This is a genomic window from Streptomyces sp. NPDC001351 (genome assembly GCF_042896045.1).
Lineage (GTDB): Bacteria > Actinomycetota > Actinomycetes > Streptomycetales > Streptomycetaceae > Streptomyces.
On record NZ_JBIAWS010000023.1, the window covers coordinates 1 to 19,565 of the forward strand.

At 71.0% G+C, this 19,565-nt stretch carries 18 protein-coding genes; 5 read left to right on the forward strand and 13 right to left on the reverse strand.

Going from position 1 to position 19,565, the window contains the following annotated elements; translation table 11 throughout:
- Positions 1-561: 561 nt before the first annotated feature.
- Positions 562-1,599, forward strand: a complete 1,038-nt coding sequence (gene trpS / locus ACFY1U_RS47375; protein ID WP_390700304.1) for a tryptophan--tRNA ligase — start codon at positions 562-564, stop codon at positions 1,597-1,599.
- Here trpS and ACFY1U_RS47380 read toward each other — a convergent pair.
- A complete protein-coding gene (locus tag ACFY1U_RS47380) occupies positions 1,527-2,549 on the reverse strand; it encodes a GlxA family transcriptional regulator (RefSeq protein ID WP_390700305.1) in 1,023 nt (340 codons plus the stop codon). The genes trpS and ACFY1U_RS47380 overlap by 73 nt on opposite strands.
- Before the next feature lie 75 nt (positions 2,550-2,624).
- Here ACFY1U_RS47380 and ACFY1U_RS47385 point away from each other — a divergent pair, with 75 nt between their 5' ends.
- Positions 2,625-3,212: a cysteine hydrolase family protein gene (locus tag ACFY1U_RS47385; protein WP_390700306.1), complete on the forward strand. Its 588-nt coding sequence runs from the start codon at positions 2,625-2,627 to the stop codon at positions 3,210-3,212.
- Between the two features lie 16 nt (positions 3,213-3,228).
- On the opposite strand, the gene proC is transcribed toward ACFY1U_RS47385, so the two are convergent.
- The 3 genes from proC to ACFY1U_RS47400 form a co-directional block, all read right to left on the reverse strand.
- Positions 3,229-4,041 carry a pyrroline-5-carboxylate reductase gene (gene proC / locus ACFY1U_RS47390; protein WP_351472044.1) on the reverse strand — a complete coding sequence of 271 codons (813 nt, stop codon included), beginning with the start codon at positions 4,039-4,041 and terminating at the stop codon, positions 3,229-3,231.
- Between the two features lie 320 nt (positions 4,042-4,361).
- On the reverse strand, positions 4,362-5,156 hold the full coding sequence (locus tag ACFY1U_RS47395; protein WP_390700307.1) for an ABC transporter permease: 795 nt from the start codon (positions 5,154-5,156) through the stop codon (positions 4,362-4,364).
- Positions 5,153-5,959, reverse strand: a complete 807-nt coding sequence (locus ACFY1U_RS47400) for an ABC transporter ATP-binding protein (protein WP_390700308.1) — start codon at positions 5,957-5,959, stop codon at positions 5,153-5,155. Before ACFY1U_RS47400 ends, ACFY1U_RS47395 begins: the two co-directional genes overlap by 4 nt.
- 249 nt (positions 5,960-6,208) lie before the next feature.
- Between ACFY1U_RS47400 and ACFY1U_RS47405 the strand changes: the two genes are divergently transcribed.
- Entirely contained in the window at positions 6,209-7,642 is a 1,434-nt protein-coding gene (locus ACFY1U_RS47405) for a SulP family inorganic anion transporter (RefSeq protein ID WP_390700309.1), read from the forward strand.
- On the opposite strand, the gene ACFY1U_RS47410 is transcribed toward ACFY1U_RS47405, so the two are convergent.
- The 4 genes from ACFY1U_RS47410 to ACFY1U_RS47425 form a co-directional block, all read right to left on the reverse strand.
- Positions 7,606-8,376: a class I SAM-dependent methyltransferase gene (locus tag ACFY1U_RS47410; RefSeq protein ID WP_390700310.1), complete on the reverse strand. Its 771-nt coding sequence runs from the start codon at positions 8,374-8,376 to the stop codon at positions 7,606-7,608. The two genes, ACFY1U_RS47405 and ACFY1U_RS47410, sit on opposite strands and share 37 nt — an antisense overlap.
- Positions 8,377-8,745: 369 nt before the next feature.
- Positions 8,746-9,249 carry an EamA/RhaT family transporter gene (locus tag ACFY1U_RS47415; RefSeq protein ID WP_390700311.1) on the reverse strand — a complete coding sequence of 168 codons (504 nt, stop codon included), beginning with the start codon at positions 9,247-9,249 and terminating at the stop codon, positions 8,746-8,748.
- 43 nt (positions 9,250-9,292) lie between these two features.
- Positions 9,293-9,637: an SH3 domain-containing protein gene (locus tag ACFY1U_RS47420; protein WP_390700312.1), complete on the reverse strand. Its 345-nt coding sequence runs from the start codon at positions 9,635-9,637 to the stop codon at positions 9,293-9,295.
- A 21-nt stretch (positions 9,638-9,658) separates the two neighbouring features.
- On the reverse strand, positions 9,659-9,973 hold the full coding sequence (locus tag ACFY1U_RS47425; RefSeq protein WP_390700313.1) for an SH3 domain-containing protein: 315 nt from the start codon (positions 9,971-9,973) through the stop codon (positions 9,659-9,661).
- A gap of 181 nt (positions 9,974-10,154) precedes the next feature.
- On the opposite strand from ACFY1U_RS47425, the gene ACFY1U_RS47430 reads away from it, so the two are divergent.
- Entirely contained in the window at positions 10,155-12,233 is a 2,079-nt protein-coding gene (locus ACFY1U_RS47430; protein ID WP_390700314.1) for a serine/threonine-protein kinase, read from the forward strand.
- Between the two features lie 45 nt (positions 12,234-12,278).
- Here the strand turns inward: ACFY1U_RS47430 and ilvD are convergent, their stop codons facing one another.
- From ilvD to ACFY1U_RS47450, 4 genes are all read right to left on the reverse strand, one after another.
- On the reverse strand, positions 12,279-14,132 hold the full coding sequence (gene ilvD, locus ACFY1U_RS47435) for a dihydroxy-acid dehydratase (RefSeq protein WP_390700315.1): 1,854 nt from the start codon (positions 14,130-14,132) through the stop codon (positions 12,279-12,281).
- 145 nt (positions 14,133-14,277) lie between these two features.
- Positions 14,278-14,892 (reverse strand): TetR family transcriptional regulator, encoded by a 615-nt coding sequence (locus ACFY1U_RS47440; protein WP_390700316.1) that lies wholly within the window; start codon positions 14,890-14,892, stop codon positions 14,278-14,280.
- The gene (locus tag ACFY1U_RS47445; RefSeq protein WP_390700317.1) at positions 14,889-15,710 is read right to left on the reverse strand and encodes a sugar phosphate isomerase/epimerase family protein; all 822 of its coding nucleotides are present in this window, start codon (positions 15,708-15,710) and stop codon (positions 14,889-14,891) included. Before ACFY1U_RS47445 ends, ACFY1U_RS47440 begins: the two co-directional genes overlap by 4 nt.
- A 149-nt stretch (positions 15,711-15,859) precedes the next feature.
- Positions 15,860-16,792: a Ppx/GppA family phosphatase gene (locus ACFY1U_RS47450; RefSeq protein ID WP_390700318.1), complete on the reverse strand. Its 933-nt coding sequence runs from the start codon at positions 16,790-16,792 to the stop codon at positions 15,860-15,862.
- A gap of 71 nt (positions 16,793-16,863) precedes the next feature.
- On the opposite strand from ACFY1U_RS47450, the gene ACFY1U_RS47455 reads away from it, so the two are divergent.
- Positions 16,864-17,739: a hypothetical protein gene (locus tag ACFY1U_RS47455; protein WP_390700319.1), complete on the forward strand. Its 876-nt coding sequence runs from the start codon at positions 16,864-16,866 to the stop codon at positions 17,737-17,739.
- Between the two features lie 12 nt (positions 17,740-17,751).
- Here the strand turns inward: ACFY1U_RS47455 and ACFY1U_RS47460 are convergent, their stop codons facing one another.
- A complete protein-coding gene (locus tag ACFY1U_RS47460; protein WP_390700320.1) occupies positions 17,752-19,440 on the reverse strand; it encodes a hypothetical protein in 1,689 nt (562 codons plus the stop codon).
- Positions 19,441-19,565: the final 125 nt, after the last annotated feature.

A 19,565-nucleotide genomic window follows, 5' to 3' on the forward strand; every position in this document is an offset into this window, starting at 1 on the left:
TCCTCGGTGCTTTCCAGGTTCCCGCTTTCGCGTTTCCCTTTCCGGCGGTTCCGACTCTATCAGATCCTTTCGGGCCTGACTCCCAGTCAGAGGGGCTGTCCTCCCGGCCGTTGGGCCGTTCCGACGAGTGAGACTTTAGCGGATTCCCGGCCCCCGAGCTAATCGGGGTCCGCGTCCTTTCGAACGTGGATTCCTCAATTCGTAAATACGCATGCCAATAGAGCGACGCCAGACAGATCGACTGGTCGTCGAGTAGTGGTTGGTACTTGCGAAGTGGCTGTCCGGGGACCGACCGTGGTCGGCGCTCACGTCGGACAACTCGGAGAACACTACGTAGCGCGCGGGGGTGTGTCAACTTGCCTCCGGGCGGCACCCGGGAGGCGTACCCTGAGCCGCATGACTGAGCGTACGTGTACCCAGCAGTGGTGGGCCGCCTGACGGCGGCCGTGCTCACGTATGCGTTCAACGGCCGCCGCCTCGGCGGCCGTTCTCGTTTCTCCCTCCAGAGCTCCTGAGGGCCGGCCGCCGGGACGGCGGTCTCGACCAGGAGGTGGAGAAGAGATGACGCGGGTTTTCAGCGGGGTCAAGCCGACCGGGCACCTGACGCTGGGGAACTACCTGGGAGCCATGCGGCAGTGGGCCGCGGTGGACCAGCATCGGGCGGATGCGCTGTTCTGCATCGTCGATCTGCACGCGCTGACCGTGGACCACGATCCGGCCCGGGTACGCAGGCTCAGTCGGCAGGCGGCGACGCTGTTGCTGGCCGCGGGGCTGGATCCGGCGCTGTGCACCGTGTTCGTACAGAGCCATGTCGATGAGCACGCGCGGCTGTCGTACGTCCTCGAGTGTGTGGCGACCGACGGTGAGATGCGGCGGATGATCCAGTACAAGGAGAAGGCCGCGCGTGAGCGCGAGCGGGGTGGGAGTGTGCGGCTGTCCCTGCTGACGTATCCGGTGCTGATGGCGGCGGACATCCTGGTGTACGGGGCGGACGAGGTGCCGGTGGGGGACGACCAGGCGCAGCACGTGGAGCTGACGCGGGATCTGGCGGTGCGGTTCAACCAGCGGTACGGGCATACGTTCGTGGTGCCGAAGGCCACGCTTCCTGCGGTGGCGGCGCGGGTCATGAATCTGCAGGAACCGACGTCGAAGATGGGGAAGTCGGACGACTCCGGGCCGGGGATCGTCTATCTGCTCGACGAGCCGGATGTCGTGCGGAAGAAGATCATGCGGGCCGTGACCGACAGCGGGCGGGAGATCGTGTACGACCGGGAGGAGCGGCCCGGCGTGACGAATCTGCTGGAAATCCTGGCGGCCTGCACGGGTGGGGACCCGGAGGCCTTGAGCGGTGCATGTGAGTCGTACGGGTCCTTGAAGAAGGACACCGCGGAGGCCGTGGTCGAGCTCCTCAGGCCCGTACAGGAGAGGCACAGGGTGCTGTGCGCTGATCCCGGCTATGTGGAGGGGGTGCTGCGGGATGGTGCGGAGAGGGCGCGGGCGTTGGCCCGGCCGACCGTGGACGCCGCTTATCGCGCGATCGGGTTGCTGCCTGCTGCTGCGGACACCGGTGCCGGGGTGGTGCTGAACGCGGCGCGGTAGGCGCGCGGGCTGGTGGCGAGGCGCGATGCGAAGTGCTGGCGCATCGTGACCTCGCTGCCGAAGCCGGCGCGGCGGGCTACTTCGGGCATGGGCAGATCGGTGCGTTCGAGGAGTTTCTGCGCCGCAGCGATGCGCTGGTCGAGGAGCCAGCGGAGCGGGGGCGTGCCGGTCTGCGCGGCGAAGTGGCGGGCGAAGCTGCGGGGGGACATGCCCGCGTGGGCGGCCAGGTCGGCGACGGTGAGTGGTTCGTGCAGGTGGCGCAGGGCGTGCTCGCGTACGGCGGCGAGGGTGTCGGCGTCGCGGTCCGCGCGGGGTGTGGGGTGCTCGATGAACTGTGCCTGGGTGCCGGTGCGGAAGGGGGCGGTGACCATGGAGCGGGCGATGGTGGCTGCGGCTTCGGCGCCGTGGGACTGGCGGACGAGGTGGAGGCAGAGGTCGATGCCGGCTGCGGTGCCGGCCGCGGTCCAGAGGTTGTCGTCCTCGATGAACAGGGCGTCGGGGACGACGGTGACCTGGGGGTGGTGTGCGCGGAGGAGGCTGACGAGGTTCCAGTGGGTGATGGCGCGGCGGCCGTCGAGGAGGCCGGCCTGGGCGAGGGTGAAGGCGCCGCCGCAGAGGGCCGCGATGGTGGTGCCGTGGGCGTGCGCGCGGCGGAGGGCGTCGAGGACGGGGGCGGGCGCGGGGGTGAGGTGGTCGTCGAGGCCGGGGATCACGATCAGGTCGGCGCGGGACAGCCAGCTGAGGGTGCGGTCGGGGTGGAGGGTCATGCCTCCGCGCATGAGGACGGGGCCGGTGGTGTCGGCGGCGACTCGGCGCAGGTCGAAGGCGGGGGCGCCGCGGTCGGTGCGGTCGGTGCCCCAGACCTCGGTGATGACGGAGACGTCGAAGGCGCGGATGCCGGGGAAGGCGACCAGGGCGACGCGATAGGTGTCCACTGCGGTGTTCTCCATGGGTGGCAGTAAACCATCGATCGCTGACTTTTCACCCTCTGGGGCGCTGGTGCTCCCGGCGGCAGGATCGTAGGCATGGAGATCGCAGAGAACGCAGCGCTGGTGGTCGTGGACGTGCAGAAGGGCTTCGACGAGGCCGACTTCTGGGGGCCGCGGAACAACCCGGAGGCCGATGACAACATCGCTTCGCTCATCGACGTGTGGCAGGCGACGGGACGGCCGGTCGTCTTCGTACGGCATGACTCGCCGAAGCCCCGGTCGCCGCTGCGGCCGGGGTACGAGGGGAACCGGTTCAAGGAGTATGTGGAGCAGCGGCGCGGCAGGGGCGCCGGTGGGGCCGAGCTGTTGATCACGAAGAGCGTGAACTCGGCCTTCTACGGGACGCCGGACCTGGGTGCCTGGCTGAAGGCGGAGGGGATTTCGCAGATCGTGGTGGCCGGGATCCAGACCAATATGTGCGTGGAGACGACGGCTCGGATGGGCGGCAACCTGGGGTACGACGTGGTGGTCGCGTATGACGCGACGTACACCTTCGATCTGGAGGGGCCGTTCGGCTGGCGGCGCAGTGCCGACGAGGTCGCGCAGGCGTCGGCGGTGTCGCTGCACGGGGGCGGTTTCGCGCGTGTGGTGGCCACGAAGGAGGTGGTGGACGCGGCGGGCTGACCGCCCCCGGCGGGCGCTAGTCCTTCTTGCCGGAGGCGAGTTCGCGGCTGCGGTCGCGGGCGGCTTCGAGGGCGGCGATGAGGGCGGCTCGGACGCCGTGGTTCTCGAGTTCGCGGATGGCGTTGATGGTGGTGCCCGCGGGGGACGTGACGTTCTCGCGGAGCTTGACCGGGTGCTCGCCGCTGTCGCGGAGCATCGTCGCGGCGCCGATCGCGGACTGGACGATCAGGTCGTGGGCCTTGTCGCGGGGCAGGCCGAGCAGGATGCCTGCGTCCGTCATGGCCTCGACCAGGTAGAAGAAGTACGCCGGGCCGGAGCCGGAGAGGGCGGTGCAGGCGTCCTGCTGGGACTCGGGGACGCGCAGCGTCTTGCCGACGGCGCCGAAGATCTCCTCGGCGTGGGCGAGGTGGTCGGCGGTGGCGTGGCTGCCGGCGGAGATCACGGACATGGCCTCGTCGACGAGCGCGGGGGTGTTCGTCATGACGCGGACGACCGGGGTGCCGGTGGCGAGGCGGTCCTCGATGGAGGCGGTGGTGATGCCGGCGGCTCCGCTGATGACCAGGCGGTCGGCGGGGACGTGGGGGGCGAGTTCGTCGAGGAGGGTGCCCATGTCCTGCGGCTTGACCGTGAGGATCAGGGTGTCGGCGGTCTTGGCGGCTTCCGGGTTGGTGACCGGGGTGACGCCGTAGCGGGTGCGGAGTTCTTCGGCTCGCTCCGGGCGGCGGGCGGTGACGAGGAGGTCGGCGGGGGCCCAGCCGCCGCGGATCATTCCGCTGAGCAGGGCTTCGCCGATCTTGCCGGTGCCGAGGACTGCGACTTTCTGGGTCATGGCTTGGGTGCCCTCCGGGGGTGCGTCGTCCGGGGTACATCGTCGCACCGGGGGCGGGTGGGTGGCTTGGGTGTCCGGTGGGCGGGATGTTGGCGGGTGGTCCCCGTCGGGTTTCTCGCCCCCGCCGCCCCTACCCGTCCCGTCCCCAGAGGCACTGCCCCTTCGACCCCGCCAGGGGGCTGCGCCCCCTGGACCCCCGATCGGCCTGAACGGCCTCGTCCTCAAACGCCGGACGGGCTGAAAATGCCTGCCCGGCCGAAACGTGAACGCCGGACGGGCTGAAAGCGCCTGCTCGGCATCCACCGTGCAGGCCCGCTCCGTCACGCTGTCCTTCGCCTCAGTGTTGCGGCTCCCAGGCCGAGTACGAGCAGGGCGCAGCCCGCCACGATCAGGGCGTCGCGGACGAAGTTGGCGGTCATGTCCGTGTGTTTGAGGACCTCGTTCATGCCGTCCACGGCGTAGGACATGGGCAGGACGTCCGAGATCGCCTTCAGGGCCGGGTGCATGTTGTCGCGTGGGGTGAACAGCCCGCAGAGGAGGAGCTGGGGGAAGATCACGGCCGGCATGAACTGGACCGCCTGGAATTCGGATGCGGCGAAGGCCGAGACGAAGAGGCCGAGGGCGGTGCCGAGGAGGGCGTCCAGGAGGGCGACCAGGAGGAGCAGCCAGGGGCTGCCCGTGACGTCCAGGCCGAGGAACCAGACCGCGAGGCCCGTGGCCAGGGCGGACTGGATGATCGCGAGGGCACCGAAGGCGAGGGCGTAGCCCGCGATCAGGTCGCCCTTGCCCAGCGGCATGGCGAGGAGGCGTTCGAGGGTTCCCGAGGTGCGTTCGCGCAGGGTGGCGATCGACGTGACCAGGAACATCGTGATGAGGGGGAAGATGCCGAGGAGTGACGCGCCGATGTTGTCGAAGGTGCGCGGGCTGCCGTCGAAGACGTAGCGGAGCAGGAACAGCATCACGCAGGGGATGAGGATCATCATCGCGATGGTGCGCGGGTCGTGGCGGAGCTGGCGCAGGACCCGGGCCGCGGTGGCGGCGGTGCGGGAGGCGTTCAGGGCGCCGGTGGGGGCGGGTGTCGTCGCCGTACCGGTCGTGGTCTTCATCGTGCTCATCGGGTGGTCTCCTTCTCGCGGGCGGCGGTGGCCGCCTCGTCGACCAGGTGCAGGAAGGCCGCCTCGACGGTGTCGGCGCCGGTGCGGGTGCGCAGGGCGTCGGGGGTGTCGTCGGCGAGGATCTCGCCCTCGCGCATCAGCAGGAGGCGGTGGCAGCGCTCGGCCTCGTCCATGACGTGGGAGGAGATGAGGAGGGTCGCTCCGCGGTCGGCGGCGATGGAGTGGAAGAGGGTCCACAGGTCGCGGCGGAGGACCGGGTCCAGGCCGACGGTGGGTTCGTCGAGGACCAGGAGTTCGGGGGTGCCCAGCAGGGCGACGGCCAGGGAGACGCGGCTGCGCTGGCCGCCGGAGAGGTTTCCGGCGAGGGCGTCGGCGTGGGAGGTGAGGTCGACGTCGGTGAGGACGCGGTCGATCTCGTGGCGGCGGTCGGCGGCGGAGCCGCCGGGGGCGAGGATCGCCGTGAAGTAGTCGAGGTTCTGGCGGACCGTCAGGTCGTCGTAGACGGAAGGAGCCTGGGTGACGTAGCCGATGCGGGTACGGAGGGTGGGGTGGCCGGCCGGGCTGCCCAGGACCTCCAGGGTGCCGGTGACCTTGGCCTGGGTGCCGACGATCGAGCGCATGAGGGTCGACTTGCCGCAGCCGGAGGGGCCGAGGAGGCCGGTGATCTGGCCGCGCGGGACGGTGAAGTCGAGGCCGCGCAGGACGGTGCGGGGGCCGCGGACGACGGCGAGGCCTTCGGCCCGGACGGCGGGACCAGGGGCGGCAGGGGGGTCCGCCGAGCCGCCTTCGGAATAATTCATCATGCGATGAATAATGCTCCGGAGCGGCAGCGTCGTCAAGCGATTCCCCCAAGGGGTGCGTTCGGCGGCGCAGGCGCGTGGCGGCGTGATCGGAGGTGGAGAGTCCGGTCCGCGCGCCTCCGCGTTCACCGGCCGGAAACACGAACCGGATGCGGAACCAACTCCCGCTCCTGACAATGGATTTCACTTCGCCGTGCCCTCCCCCGGCTCGGCGCCCACGCATCTCCCCTCACCGACGGAGGTGCTGTTGTCATGCGCTGTCGCATACGCAAGGCCGATCTCTTCGCTTCGCTGGTCGTCTTCCTGGTCGCACTGCCGCTGTGTGTGGGCGTGGCGATCGCTTCCGGGGTCCCCGCCGAGCTGGGGCTGGTCACCGGGATCGTCGGCGGGCTGGTCGCCGGGGCGCTGCCCGGCAGCAGCCTGCAGGTGAGCGGGCCGGCGGCCGGGCTGACGGTGCTCGTCTACGAGGCCGTCGACACGTACGGCGTCCAGGCGCTCGGCGTGCTGGTGTTCGCGGCCGGGCTGGTGCAGCTGGGGCTCGGGGCGCTGCGGCTCGGGCGGTGGTTCCGGGCCGTGTCCGTAGCCGTGGTGCAGGGGATGCTCGCCGGGATCGGGCTGCTCCTGGTCGCCGGGCAGGTGTATGCGATGGGCGACGCGGCCGCGCCGGCGAGTGGGCCGGGGAAGATCGCCGGGCTGGTGTGGCTGCCCGGGCGGGTGGATTTGGGGGCGTTGTCAGTGGCGGGTGCCACCCTTGCCGTATTGCTGCTGTGGCCGCGTTGGCGCAGGGGTGCGCGGGTGGTGCCTGCGCCGTTGGTCGCGGTGGCGGTGGTGTCGGCGGTGACCGGGGTGTGCGGCCTGGATGTGCGGCGGGTCGAGGTGCGGGGGCTCGTCGATGCGGTACGGGTGCCGGAGGCGGCGGACTTCGGACGGCTTACGGAAGTGGGGGTGATCGGGACCGTTGTGGCGTTCGCTTTGATCGCGTCGGCGGAGTCGTTGTTCAGCGCTGCTGCGGTGGACCGGCTGCACCGGGGGCCGCGGACGGACTTCGACCGGGAGCTGATGGCCCAGGGCGCGGGGAATGCGGTGTGCGGGGTGCTGGGGGCGTTGCCGATGACCGCGGTGATCGTGCGCAGCGCGGCCAACGTGCAGGCGGGGGCGCGGACCAAGGCCTCGCGGGTGCTGCACGGAGGGTGGCTGCTGCTGTTCACGGTCGTCTTGCCCGGGGTGCTCGGGCTGCTTCCGGTGGCGGCGCTGGCCGCGCTGCTGGTGCACGCCGGATGCAGGCTCGTGCCGGTGCGGGAGGTGCGGGTGCTGTGGCGTGAGCACCGTGGGGAGGTCGTGGTGCTCGCGGTGACCGCTGGGGCGATCGTGCTGGGGAATCTGTTGGAGGGGGTGTTGGTGGGGCTGACGCTGGCCGTGGCGAAGACGGCGTGGGACATCAGCCATGTGCATGTGGAGACCGAGGACCGGGGCGAGGCGGGGATCGTCGTACGGGTGCTGGGGCATGCGACGTTCCTGCGGCTGCCGAAGCTGCTGGACGCGTTGGAGGCACTGCCGCACGACCGGGAGGTGCGGCTGGAGTTGGGCGGACTGCGGCACGTGGACCATGCGTGTGCGGCGGCCCTGGAGGGGTGGGCCGCCGCGCGCGGTCATGAGTTGATGGCCACGAGCAGGTCGACGACGTAGGTCTCCTCCAGGATCCCGTCCGGGAAGGCGGCGAGCAGGTGGTCGCGTTCGTCGCCGAGGATGGCCGCACGGCGTTCCTCGGTCTGCACGAGGAACGCCGAGTGGCTGCCGATGTTGGCGAGGTGCGTGTCGACGGTGACCGGGCGGCTCCAGCGGACATGGCGGCGGGTGAAGTCGAGGGTGCCGGTGGGGTCGGCGAGAGCGGTGGGTGCTCCGTTGCCGGTCCTGTCGACCTTGCGCCTGATGCCGAAGTGGCGCTCCAGGCGGCCGGCTTGGGAAGCCTGCCAGGGGACGCCGAGGTCGGTGGTGTTCCACCACAGGGCCAGTGCTCCGCCCGGCCGCAGCACGCGCAGGGCCTCCGGGACCGAGCGGGTGGGCTCGGTCCAGTGCCAGGCCTGGGCGTAGGTGAGGAGGTCGGCGGAGGCGGTGGCGAGCGGCAGCTCGTTGCCGTTGCCCCGGACGATCGGGAGGCCCGGGTGGGCGCGGCGGAACTCGACCGCCATGCCGTCGCCGGGCTCGACGGCGACGACGTCCGCGCCGCGGGCGGCCAGAAGCGCGGTCGCGATGCCCGTGCCGGCGCCGATGTCCGCGACGCGGGCGCCTTGGAGAGGCCGGCCGGTCAGGTCCTCGATGGCATCGAAGAGGGCCGGTGGATAGGAGGGGCGGTTGGCGGCGTACTGGGCTGCGACGGCGTTGAAGGAGTGGGCGCGGGTGGACTGCGAGGGGGCGGTCATGAGGCCATGGTGGCGCGGCTTGGGTGCAGGGGGCAGCGAGTTTTCGGTGAGAGAACCACGCTCCGGCGGGCGGGTCTGTCCTGCACGCCGAGCTGTGCCGCGCCTGGCTGAGGCCGCGGACGGGACCGCACCGCGAGGCGGCGGCCGATGACAGCCGTGGCACCGCGGCGGCGGCAGATGACAGCCGTGGCTTCGACGATCCGGCAGCCTTGTGCGCGTGCCGACGACGCTGCTTGTGAGCCTGCGGCGCATGCCGGACCGGACCTGGCCGAGCCGAGAACAGCAGCGCCCAACCGATCGACGCCGACCGAACCAAGCCCGGGCCCGCAGGCCCGACAACCCAAGCCCGGCGCGCCGGAGACGCACCGCTCAGGAACGGCGGCGTTTCTTCGACGGGTTGCCTGTGCGGCGGGTGGTGCGCTTCTTGTGTTGGGTGAGGGCTGCCTCGTACTCCTCGCGGTGGAGTTTTTCGCCGGGGGCCTCCGTGAGGGAGCGGAAGAAGTAGGCGAGGAGGGAGCCGACGAAGCCGATGGCCAGGAGGCCGCGGAGGGAGGCCTGGCGGGTGGGATCGGGGCGCTTGCCGAAGCTGTCCCAGGTGTTGCGGAAGGCGAGGGCGCTGCAGATCGCGAACATGGCCACGATGAGGAGGGTCACGAAGGAGCCGCTGTCGGCGAGTTGAAGACCCTGGTAGGCGAGGCGGAGAACCACACAGGAGGCTGCGGCCGCCACGAGGGAACCGGCGGCCACCCCGATGCGGCGGGATGTGTAGCCGTCGTCGTGGTTCACCCAGGTGGTGCCGAAGAAGCGCAGGGGTTCAGGGCGGGGACCGCCGGTGGAGCCCGCGGTGCCCTCGGTGCCGGTTTCGTCGCTCACGGGACGATTATGGCTCCGGGGCGAGCGCGGGCTCCCCATGGGATCAGCCGCAGCGCGGGGCCACGTATCCGTCGCTGCCGGTTTGCACATAGGTGTCCGAGACGAACTGGTTGTCGTCGATGTTGTCCCAGATGTTGGAGGTGCCGTACGGACCCGACACGGATGTCCCCGGGGTCTGGCAGTAGATCGGGACCTTCGCGCCTTCGGGCAGGATCCGGACGATGCTGTACTGGGTGCCTGGACCGCTGCGCACGTTGAGTCGTACGCCCGGGGCGACGTCGTAGTAGCGGATGGTGGCCGCGTTCGCCGTGGCCGCCGAGCCCATCACCATGAGGAGGGCTCCGGCGGCGCCGGCGAACAGGACGGATCTGCGTCGTCGGGATGTCATCAGATTCCTCTGGTTGATGAGTCAGCCGCAGCGGGAGGCCACGTAGCCGTCGGTGCCGGTGAGTACGTAGGCGTCGGAGACGTACTCACCGCTGTCGATGTTGTCCCAGATCTTCGATGTGCCGTAGGGGCCCGTCACGGACGTACCGGGTGTCTGGCAGAAGATCGGAACTCGCGAACCTTCGGGCAGCACCCGGACGATCGTGTAGTTGGTGCCCGGACCGCTCCGGACGTTGAGTCGGACGCCGGGTGCGACTGCATACGTCTGCACGGTTGCAGCAGCCGTCGCGTCCGCACTCGCGACGCTCGCGGCTTCTTCAGCGCGCTCAACAGACATGAAAAACCTCCCCCGTTGGCCCCATGACTGCCATGGGACCGCATTGATTCCCCCGAAACACGCCATGAAACACATGTGCGCAACTCGCACGCGGAGACTAGCAAGCCGCCTCTGTCTCTCACGAGTCATCGACTAGGCTCCGTGCGTCGCGCGCGCGGACGAACAGCACGGGGGTGGTCCCATGGCGCCTGAACGCAACACCGGAGCGGGCGCGGAAGCGGAACTTCCCGAGTACGCCGGTCACTACCGTCTTGAGTCGTGTCTGGGCTCGGGCGGCATGGGTGTCGTGCACCTCGCGCGGAGCACCTCCGGCATGAAGCTCGCGGTGAAGGTCGTGCATGCCGAGTTCGCCAAGGACCCTGAGTTCAGGGGACGTTTCCGGCAAGAGGTGGCGGCGGCACGGCGGGTGAGCGGCGCCTTCACGGCGTCCGTCGTCGACGCCGATCCGGAAGCGGAACGGCCCTGGATGGCCACGCTGTTCATACCGGGACCGACCCTCTCCGATCATGTGAAGCGGAACGGCCCGATGCCTCCGGCGCAGCTGCGCCGGCTGATGGCGGGACTGGCCGAGGCACTGCGCGACATCCATCGGGTCGGAGTGGTGCACCGGGACCTGAAGCCGAGCAATGTGCTGCTCGCCGAGGACGGTCCGAAGGTCATCGACTTCGGCATTTCTCGGCCAAAGGACAGCGAACTGCGGACCGAGACCGGGAAGTTGATCGGTACTCCGCCGTTCATGGCGCCCGAGCAGTTCCGGCGGCCCCGGGAGGTCGGACCGGCCGCCGACATCTTCGCGCTCGGGTCCGTTCTGGTGCACGCGGCGACGGGCCGCGGCCCGTTCGACTCCGACAGTCCGTACGTGGTCGCCTACCAGGTCGTCCACGACGAGCCGGACCTGACTGGCGTACCCGAGAACCTTGCGCCGCTGGTGCTTCGCTGCCTGGCCAAGGAACCCGAGGACCGGCCCACGCCCGACGAATTGATGCGCGAACTGCGGTCTGTGGCGGCCTCGTACGACACGCAGGCCTTCATACCGGCACAACGGACGGCCGATGTGGCGAGCCCCGAGCCTCGGGAGCCGGAACCGCGGCCCCGCAGACGCCCGCACCGAAAGGCCGTTGTGTCGGCTGTCGCGCTCGTCCTCGTAGCAGCCGGTGCACTCGCCTCGGTTCGGCTGCTCGACGGAGGAGACAGCGCGCCACGGGCCACCACCCCGCCCGGGGCGGCAGTCAGGTTCGGCACCTGGCAGACGAAGCCCTTGGCCGCCGGAATGCCCCAGTGTTCGTACAGCGGCAAGCTGATCTGTGGACAGTCCGGATTGGTCTTCGCCCTCGACCCCGCCGATGGCGCCCTGCTGTGGCGGCACTCCGTGGCCACGGCGCCAAGGAGCGGGCCGCCGGTCGTTTCGGGCGGCCTCGTGCAGCCTCTGACGGATCAGAGCCGCCGCTTGGCGGCGCTCGATCCGGCCTCCGGCGGCATTCGTTGGAAGCGCACCATGCCCGCGTACGACGGTCTGCAGCCCGCCGGGAGCATGCTTCTGCTCACCGGCGCCGACGGGCAGGTCACCGGCGTGGACAGCGCCTCGGGCAAGACTCGGTGGGAACGGCGGATCCCCGGCCAGAGCACTCCGTACTTCGCCTCGTTCGCCGGGGATTCGCTGGCCTACGCCACGAGCACCACTGGTGGCGGACTGAGCACGCAGATCACCGCCATCGCCCCGACCACCGGTGACGTCCAGTGGGCCACGCAGTTGAGGGGAACACTCGAGCCGTTCGGCGTCTCGGGCGGGGCGGTCTATTTCCTGGCCGCCGACAAGGCGACCGGCGGTGTCACGGCCATCGTTCGCTACGACGTGCAGTCCGGAACGGCAAGCCGAGTGGCGCTGCCGGTCTCGCGCGTCGGCGCCCGGGCCACCGTACGCGGGAACGTCGTCTATCTTCTGGCCGCCGGCGGTTCGCTGGAGGCAATGGACATGGACGCGGGCAGGCGCTTGTGGGTCCTTGAGACATCCGTGAGCAGAGGCTCTGCGCCCGTCGTGGGGCCCACCTGTGTGTATTTCACCGCCGCGGACGGGCGACTGCTCGCCGTCGACGCCCGCAAAGGCACCCTCCTCGGGCAGACCCCACCTCGCATCGGCAGCGACTCCGGCCAGGTCACAGCCACCCTGCCCGCGCCCGCCCTCGCTCACGGCCACGTCTACGCCACCGCGCCCGACGGCACCGTCTTCGCCGTGAACGCCCGCAATCCAGCGGCCTGGTAGCACGCGAAAGGGGCCGCCCCGGAGGAACGGCCCCTCACCGCAAGCTCAGCCCAGCTTCGAGACGTCCCGCACCGCACCCTTGTCCGCGCTGGTCGCCATCGCCGCGTAGGCCCGCAGGGCCGCCGACACCTTGCGCTCCCGGCTCTTGGGCGCGTACACGCCGCCCAGGGCCTGCTCGCGGCGGGCGAGCTCGGCGTCGTCGACCAGGAGCTCGATCGTGCGGTTCGGGATGTCGATGCGGATGCGGTCGCCGTCCTCGACGAGGGCGATCGTGCCGCCGGAGGCCGCCTCCGGGGAGGCGTGGCCGATCGAGAGGCCGGAGGTGCCGCCCGAGAAGCGGCCGTCCGTGATCAGCGCGCAGGTCTTGCCGAGGCCGCGGCCCTTGAGGAAGGACGTCGGGTAGAGCATCTCCTGCATGCCGGGGCCGCCCTTGGGGCCCTCGTAGCGGATGACGACCACGTCGCCGTCGGTCACCTGCTTGTTGAGGATCTTCTCGACGGCCTCCTCCTGCGACTCGCAGACGACCGCCGGGCCCTCGAAGGTCCAGATCGACTCGTCGACGCCGGCCGTCTTGACCACGCAGCCGTCGACGGCGAGGTTGCCCTTGAGGACCGCGAGGCCGCCGTCCTTGGAGTACGCGTGCTCGGCGGAGCGGATGCAGCCCTCCGCCGCGTCCTCGTCCAGGGCCTCCCAGCGCTCGGACTGGGAGAAGGCCTCCGCGGAGCGGACGCAGCCGGGGGCCGCGTGCCACAGTTCCACGGCCTCGGGGGACGGGGAGCCGCCTCGCACGTCCCACGTCTTCAGCCAGTCCGCCAGGGACGGGCTGTGGACCGCGTGCACGTCCTCGTTGAGGAGACCGGCGCGGTGCAGTTCGCCCAGCAGGGCCGGGATGCCGCCGGCGCGGTGCACGTCCTCCATGTAGTACGTGCGGGTCTTCGCGACGTTCGGCGCCACCTTCGCCAGGCACGGCACGCGCCGGGAGACCTCGTTGATCTCCTCCAGGCCGAACGGGACGCCCGCCTCCTGGGCCGCGGCCAGCAGGTGCAGGATCGTGTTCGTCGAGCCGCCCATCGCGATGTCGAGGGCCATCGCGTTCTCGAAGGCGGAGAAGGTCGCGATCGAGCGCGGCAGGACCGTCTCGTCGTCCTGCTCGTAGTGGCGGCGGGTGATGTCCATGACGGTGCGGGCCGCGTCGACGTAGAGCTGCTTGCGGGCCGTGTGGGTGGCCAGGACCGAGCCGTTGCCGGGCAGGGAGAGTCCGATGGCCTCGGTCAGGCAGTTCATCGAGTTGGCGGTGAACATGCCGGAGCAGGAGCCGCAGGTCGGACAGGCGTTCTCCTCGATACGGAGGATGTCCTCGTCCGAGATCTTGTCGTTCACGGCGTCCGAGATCGCGTCGACCAGGTCGAGCGTGCGGACCGTGCCGTCGACGAGAGTGGCGCGGCCGGCCTCCATGGGGCCGCCGGAGACGAAGACCGTCGGGATGTTCAGGCGCAGCGCCGCCATCAGCATGCCGGGCGTGATCTTGTCGCAGTTGGAGATGCAGACCAGGGCGTCGGCGCAGTGCGCCTCGACCATGTACTCCACGCTGTCCGCGATCAGGTCGCGCGAGGGCAGGCTGTACAGCATGCCGCCGTGGCCCATCGCGATGCCGTCGTCCACGGCGATCGTGTTGAACTCGCGCGGGATGCCGCCCGCCTCGGTGATCGCCTCGCTGACGATCCGGCCGACCGGCTGCAGATGGGTGTGGCCCGGCACGAACTCCGTGAAGGAGTTGGCGACCGCGATGATCGGCTTGCGGCCGATGTCCGCGCCGGGTACACCGGAGGCGCGCATAAGGGCGCGGGCGCCCGCCATGTTGCGGCCGTGGGTGACTGTGCGGGACCTCAGCTCGGGCATCGTCGCTCGCTCCTTCGGAGAGTTCTGACTGAGTCGAGCGTACGCCCGTTGCTCCAAGGGATGGACACTGTGTCCGGAATGCGGGATGCACGTCTCGCTCAGAGGGAATCAGAGGGAAGCGGACGGCAGGCGGCCTCGCGGGGTGTCAGGGCCCGGTCAGGTGCCCCTGCACCACCGGCGCCACCCGCGCGATGATCTGCTCCACGTCCGCCGACGCCAGCGGCTCCACCTTGATCACGTATCGCATCATGGCGCACCCCACCAGCTGCGCGGCCGCCAGCTCGGCGCGCAGCTCCGCGTCCGGCCGGTCCAGCTGGGCGGCGATGCGGCGCAGCAGCTGTGAGGCGATCAGCCGGCGGAAGACGGCGGCCGCGGCCTCGTTGTTGACGGCGGAACGCACGATCGCCAGCAGGGGCGTACGGGTGGTGGGGTTCTCCCAGATGCCGAAGACGAAGCGGGTGAGCCGCTCGCCGACACCGTCCGCCGGACCGTCGGCGAGCGCCTCCGGCGCGTTCAGCGCGGGCGCGAAGGCGACCTCGATCGCGGCCTCGAAGACCTGCTCCTTGGTGCCGAAGTAGTGGTGCACCAGCGCCGAGTCCACGCCGGCCGCCTTGGCGATGCCCCGTACGGACGTCTTCTCGTACCCGCGCTCGGAGAACTCCTCGCGGGCCACCGTCAGGATGCGGTCGCGGGTGTCGGCGGACTCCGTACGGGGGCGCCGGCCGCGGCGGCGGGCGGTCGGGTCGGGGGCCTCGCTCACGGTCTGGGCACCCTCACCGCGGAGGCGAGGTGGAGGCGGGTGAAGGCCAGCGCCTCCGCCAGATCGGCCTCGCGTTCGGCGCCGGACATGGCGCGCCTGGTGTTGACCTCGATGACGACGTGACCGTCGAAACCGGTCAGGGCGAGACGTTCCAGCAGTTCGGCGCAGGGCTGGTTGCCGCGGCCGGGGACGAGGTGCTCGTCCTTGGCCGATCCCCTGCCGTCCGCGAGGTGGACGTGGCCGAGGCGGTCTCCCATGCGGTCGACCATGTGCAGCGCGTCGGAGCGGGCCGTGGCGCTGTGACTGAGGTCGATCGTGAAGTGCCGGTAGTCCTCCTTCGTGACGTCCCAGTCGGGGGCGTACGCGAGCATCTCGCGGTCGCGGTAGCGCCAGGGGTACATGTTCTCCACGGCGAACCGCACGTCCGTCTCGTTCGCCATGCGCCAGATTCCGGTGACGAAGTCACGGGCGTACTGGCGCTGCCAGCGGAACGGCGGGTGGACGACGACCGTGGTCGCCCCCAGCTTCTCGGCGGCCGCCTGGGCGCGCTGGAGCTTGGTCCACGGGTCGGTGGACCACACCCGCTGCGTGATGAGCAGGCAGGGGGCGTGCACGGCGAGGATCGGGACGCGGTGGTAGTCGCTGAGTCTGCGCAGCGCCTCGATGTCCTGGCTGACCGGGTCGGTCCACACCATGACCTCGACGCCGTCGTACCCGAGGCGCGCGGCGATCTCGAAGGCCGTCGCCGTGGACTCCGGGTACACGGAGGCCGTGGACAGCGCGACCTTCGCATCCGGGATGCAGACTGGCTCCGCCATGCCGACAGGTTACGGGGTGCGGTTGGCTGTGGCCGTGCGCCTATTCGCCGTTGTGGGGTTCGCCACGGGCGAGTGCGGCTTTCGTCGTGGCTTGTCGCGCCCCGCGACGGAGTCGCTGATGTCACAGCCCCGCGACCCTGCAGGGGCGCTCACACCGAGCCCATGTGGTCCAGTTTGCGCAGGATCACGCCCTCCCTGAGCGCCCACGGGCAGATCTCCAGGCTCTCCACCCCGAACAGGTCCATCGCGCCCTCTGCCACCAGGGCGCCCGCCAGTATCTGGCCCGCTCGGCCCTCGCTCACGCCCGGCAGTTCTGCGCGCTGGGCCGCGGACATGCCCGCCAGCTGCGGGACCCACGCTTCCAGGGACTCGCGCTTGAGATCGCGCTGGACGTACAGGCCCTCCGTCGACCGGGCCGCGCCCGCGATACGAGCGAGTTGCTTGAAGGTCTTCGACGTGGCTACGACGTGATCGGGGGCGCCGAAGCGGGTGAACTCGCCGACCGTGCGGGCGATCTGGGCCCTTACGTGGCGGCGCAGGGCCCTTATGGACTCCGGGGCCGGCGGGTCGCCGGGGAGCCAGCCGGCGGTGAGGCGGCCGGCGCCGAGCGGGAGGGAGACGGCCGCGTCGGGCTCCTCGTCGATGCCGTAGGCGATCTCCAGGGAGCCGCCGCCGATGTCGAGGACGAGCAGCTTGCCCGCGGACCAGCCGAACCAGCGGCGGGCGGCGAGGAAGGTGAGCCGGGCCTCCTCCTCGCCGGAGAGGACCTGCAGCTCGACGCCGGTCTCGGCCTGCACGCGCGCGAGAACGTCGTCGGCGTTGCTGGCCTCGCGCACGGCGGAGGTCGCGAAGGGGAGCACGTCCTCGACGCCCTTGTCCTCGGCGGCCTGCAGGCATTCGTGGACGACGGCGATCAGTTTGTCGACCCCCTCGGGGCCGATCGCTCCGCTCTCGTCGAGCAGCTGGGCAAGGCGCAGCTCCGCCTTGTGCGAGTGCGCGGGCAGCGGGCGCGCGCCTGGGTGCGCATCCACCACCAGCAGATGCACCGTGTTCGATCCCACGTCGAGGACACCGAGTCTCATGTACGGAACGCTACTGCCACCTGGGCGGTCCTCCGTATGGGATGGCGCTGCCGGACCCGTACGCTGGTCCTGTGCCAAAGACGAAAAGGGCGAAGGACGACAAGGCTGCCAAGGCTGCCAAGGCCTCCAAGTCCGCGAAGGGTTCTTCGCAGGTGAAGCCACCGCAGTCGGCGAAGCTGTCGAAGAAGGCCAGGGAAGCGGACGAGAAGGGCCTCGACTTCGCGCGCGCGTGGGTGGAGTTCCCTGATCCGGCGGACGACGAGCAGGTCTTCCGGTGCGATCTGACATGGCTCACCTCTCGCTGGAACTGCATCTTCGGCAGCGGCTGCCAGGGCATCAAGGCGGGCCGCGCGGACGACGGGTGCTGCACGCTGGGCGCCCACTTCTCCGACGAGGACGACGAGAAGCGCGTCGCCGAGCATGTGGCGAGGCTCACGCCCGACATCTGGCAGCACCATGACGAGGGCAGGAAGCACGGCTGGGTGTCCGAGGACGAGGACGGCGACCGTCAGACCCGTCCGTTCCAGGGCTCGTGCATCTTCCAGAACCGGCCCGGGTTCGCGGGCGGCGCGGGCTGCTCGCTGCACATCCTGGCCCTGAAGGAGGGCCGCGAGCCGCTGGAGACCAAGCCGGACGTGTGCTGGCAGCTGCCGGTGCGGCGGACGTACGACTGGATCGACCGGCCCGACGACACCCGTGTGCTGCAGGTGTCGATCGGCGAGTACGACCGCCGGGGCTGGGGCCCGGGCGGCCACGACCTGCACTGGTGGTGCACGTCGGCGACCTCGGCGCACGGCGCGGGGGACCCGGTGTACGTGTCCTACCGGGCGGAGCTGACCGAGCTGATGGGCAAGGCCGGCTACGACCGCCTGGTGGAGCTGTGCGAGCAGCGCCTGGCCGCGCAGCTGCCGCTGGTCGCCCCGCATCCGGCGGACCCGGTCGACTGACGCGGGCCGCGCTCACGACGAAGTAGGGCTCGGGTTCCCGCTGTCGGAGGGCGGTGGTGACGGGTCGGACGAGGCGGAGTCGGTGGGGGTGGGGTCAGGGCCGGGGGACGAGGGCGGGGCGCTCGGGGTGGGGTCCGAGGCGGTCGGGGTCGGGGTCGGTGCCGGGTCCGAGGAGGGCGGCGGGGTGGCGGGGCTGCTCGGTCCGGGGGCGGTCGGGCTGGGCGCGGCGCCGTAGCCCTCGATGGAGACGACGGCTCCGGACGGTGAGACGGCCACCCGTGCGCTCCACGGGCCGGACGGCTCGCGCAGGTGGTCCACGTACACCTTGATCGTCAGCGATTCGCCGGGCGCCAGCGTTCCCGAGGACTGGCTGAGGTAGAGCCAGGCGGCTCCCGTCGACGCGGACCAGTGCACGGGTGCGGGTCCGGTCGCGGTGAGGGTGACGAGCGTGGTGTCGCTGTCGTGGCCGGCCGACACGTGAAGGTGTCCGGCGCTCTTCCCGCTGAGACCGGTGACGCTGATGACCTCCACGGAGATGTCGGGCCGCCGGTGGCCTCTGCCGAAGTCGCCGCCGGGGCGGAGGCTGGCGTTGCCGGCGTTCTCGTAGCCGCCGCCGGACGCCTCGCCGTCCAGGCTGACGGGGCCGTGCGCCTCGCTGGCGGTGGCGGAGCGGCCGTCCGCGCCCTCGGCGGGGGAGCCCCGGTAGGCGGCCCACAGGGCGAACACGGGGGCCGCCACCACGGTGGCGACGACCGTCGTCGTGACGGCACGCGCGCGTAGGCGGTCGCGGCGGGCGGCGCGGTCCTTGGGGTCCATCGGGAAGCCGCGCCGGTCGAACCGGGGAAGTGCGCCGCCACGCGCGCGTGGCTGATGGGTGATCGCCATGTGCAGGGCCGCTCGGGGCGCCTCGAGGACGGGCAGCTCGGCGGGGGTGATCATCGCGCCGGGCCAGCGGCCGGGCACGGCACGCTCGGCGCTGCGTCGGCAGCGCGGGCAGTCGTCGACGTGCCGGACGAGTTCCTTGCGCAGGGCCGAGCTGAGCACCAGCTGGTTGTCACCGGTGAGCCGGGCGACGTCCGGACAGCCGCCGGTCTCGACGACGGCGAGGGCCGCGCGCGTGCGCTCCACCTCGCAGGCGGCACAGGCCAGCAGTTCGCGGGCGGCGGCGAGGCCGAGGCCCAGTACGGCGGCGACCTCGTGGGCGGCGAGGTGGTGGCGTACGGCGAGTTCGAGCGCCTCGCGCTGCTCCGGACTGGTGCCGGCGGCCTCCGGCCAGGCCAGCAGGGCGAGTTCGCGGCGGCGCTCCTCCTGGGTCGCCTCTGCGACGGGGGGCTCCGTCGCCCGCTGGTTCCCGGCGCTGTGCCGGCCCGCCGCGTGCGTGCCCTGACGTTTCTGCTTGGCCTCCGCGAGCTTGCGCAGACAGGCCCAGCGGGCCAGCGCGTACAGCCAGGCACGGCGGTCCCCCGGCGCCTGGGGGCCGCGGCGTTTCTCGGCGAGCGCGAGGGCCTCGCCCAGGGCGGCGGTCGCCGCGTCGTGGTCGCACAGCACCGACAGGCAGTAGGTGAACAGTCCGTCCAGATACGGCTCGTAACGCCCGGGCGGCCGCTGCGCGAGCGTGCGCGCAGCGGCACGGTCACGTGCCTCCCGGCGCGTCTGGTCTGCGCCGGTGATGCGGGGCGAGGTCTCCGGGCTGCTGCTCATCCGTGGACCGTAGGCGGCTCGGGATGAACCCTTCTTCCTCCTTGAGCACTTTTAATCCATACGGGTGAAACGATCCCTCAATCGGGTACAGGAACCGCTTGTTCCGTGGCTGGTTACCGACGGCG

Coding starts and splice junctions, on each gene's coding strand:
- trpS (WP_390700304.1), top strand. CDS start 562: ATGACGCGGGTTTTCAGCGGGGTCAAGCCGACCGGGCACCTGACGCTG.
- ACFY1U_RS47380 (WP_390700305.1), bottom strand. CDS start 2,549: ATGGAGAACACCGCAGTGGACACCTATCGCGTCGCCCTGGTCGCCTTC.
- ACFY1U_RS47385 (WP_390700306.1), top strand. CDS start 2,625: ATGGAGATCGCAGAGAACGCAGCGCTGGTGGTCGTGGACGTGCAGAAG.
- proC (WP_351472044.1), bottom strand. CDS start 4,041: ATGACCCAGAAAGTCGCAGTCCTCGGCACCGGCAAGATCGGCGAAGCC.
- ACFY1U_RS47395 (WP_390700307.1), bottom strand. CDS start 5,156: ATGAGCACGATGAAGACCACGACCGGTACGGCGACGACACCCGCCCCC.
- ACFY1U_RS47400 (WP_390700308.1), bottom strand. CDS start 5,959: ATGATGAATTATTCCGAAGGCGGCTCGGCGGACCCCCCTGCCGCCCCT.
- ACFY1U_RS47405 (WP_390700309.1), top strand. CDS start 6,209: ATGCGCTGTCGCATACGCAAGGCCGATCTCTTCGCTTCGCTGGTCGTC.
- ACFY1U_RS47410 (WP_390700310.1), bottom strand. CDS start 8,376: ATGACCGCCCCCTCGCAGTCCACCCGCGCCCACTCCTTCAACGCCGTC.
- ACFY1U_RS47420 (WP_390700312.1), bottom strand. CDS start 9,637: ATGACATCCCGACGACGCAGATCCGTCCTGTTCGCCGGCGCCGCCGGA.
- ACFY1U_RS47425 (WP_390700313.1), bottom strand. CDS start 9,973: ATGTCTGTTGAGCGCGCTGAAGAAGCCGCGAGCGTCGCGAGTGCGGAC.
- ACFY1U_RS47430 (WP_390700314.1), top strand. CDS start 10,155: ATGGCGCCTGAACGCAACACCGGAGCGGGCGCGGAAGCGGAACTTCCC.
- ilvD (WP_390700315.1), bottom strand. CDS start 14,132: ATGCCCGAGCTGAGGTCCCGCACAGTCACCCACGGCCGCAACATGGCG.
- ACFY1U_RS47445 (WP_390700317.1), bottom strand. CDS start 15,710: ATGGCGGAGCCAGTCTGCATCCCGGATGCGAAGGTCGCGCTGTCCACG.
- ACFY1U_RS47450 (WP_390700318.1), bottom strand. CDS start 16,792: ATGAGACTCGGTGTCCTCGACGTGGGATCGAACACGGTGCATCTGCTG.
- ACFY1U_RS47460 (WP_390700320.1), bottom strand. CDS start 19,440: ATGAGCAGCAGCCCGGAGACCTCGCCCCGCATCACCGGCGCAGACCAG.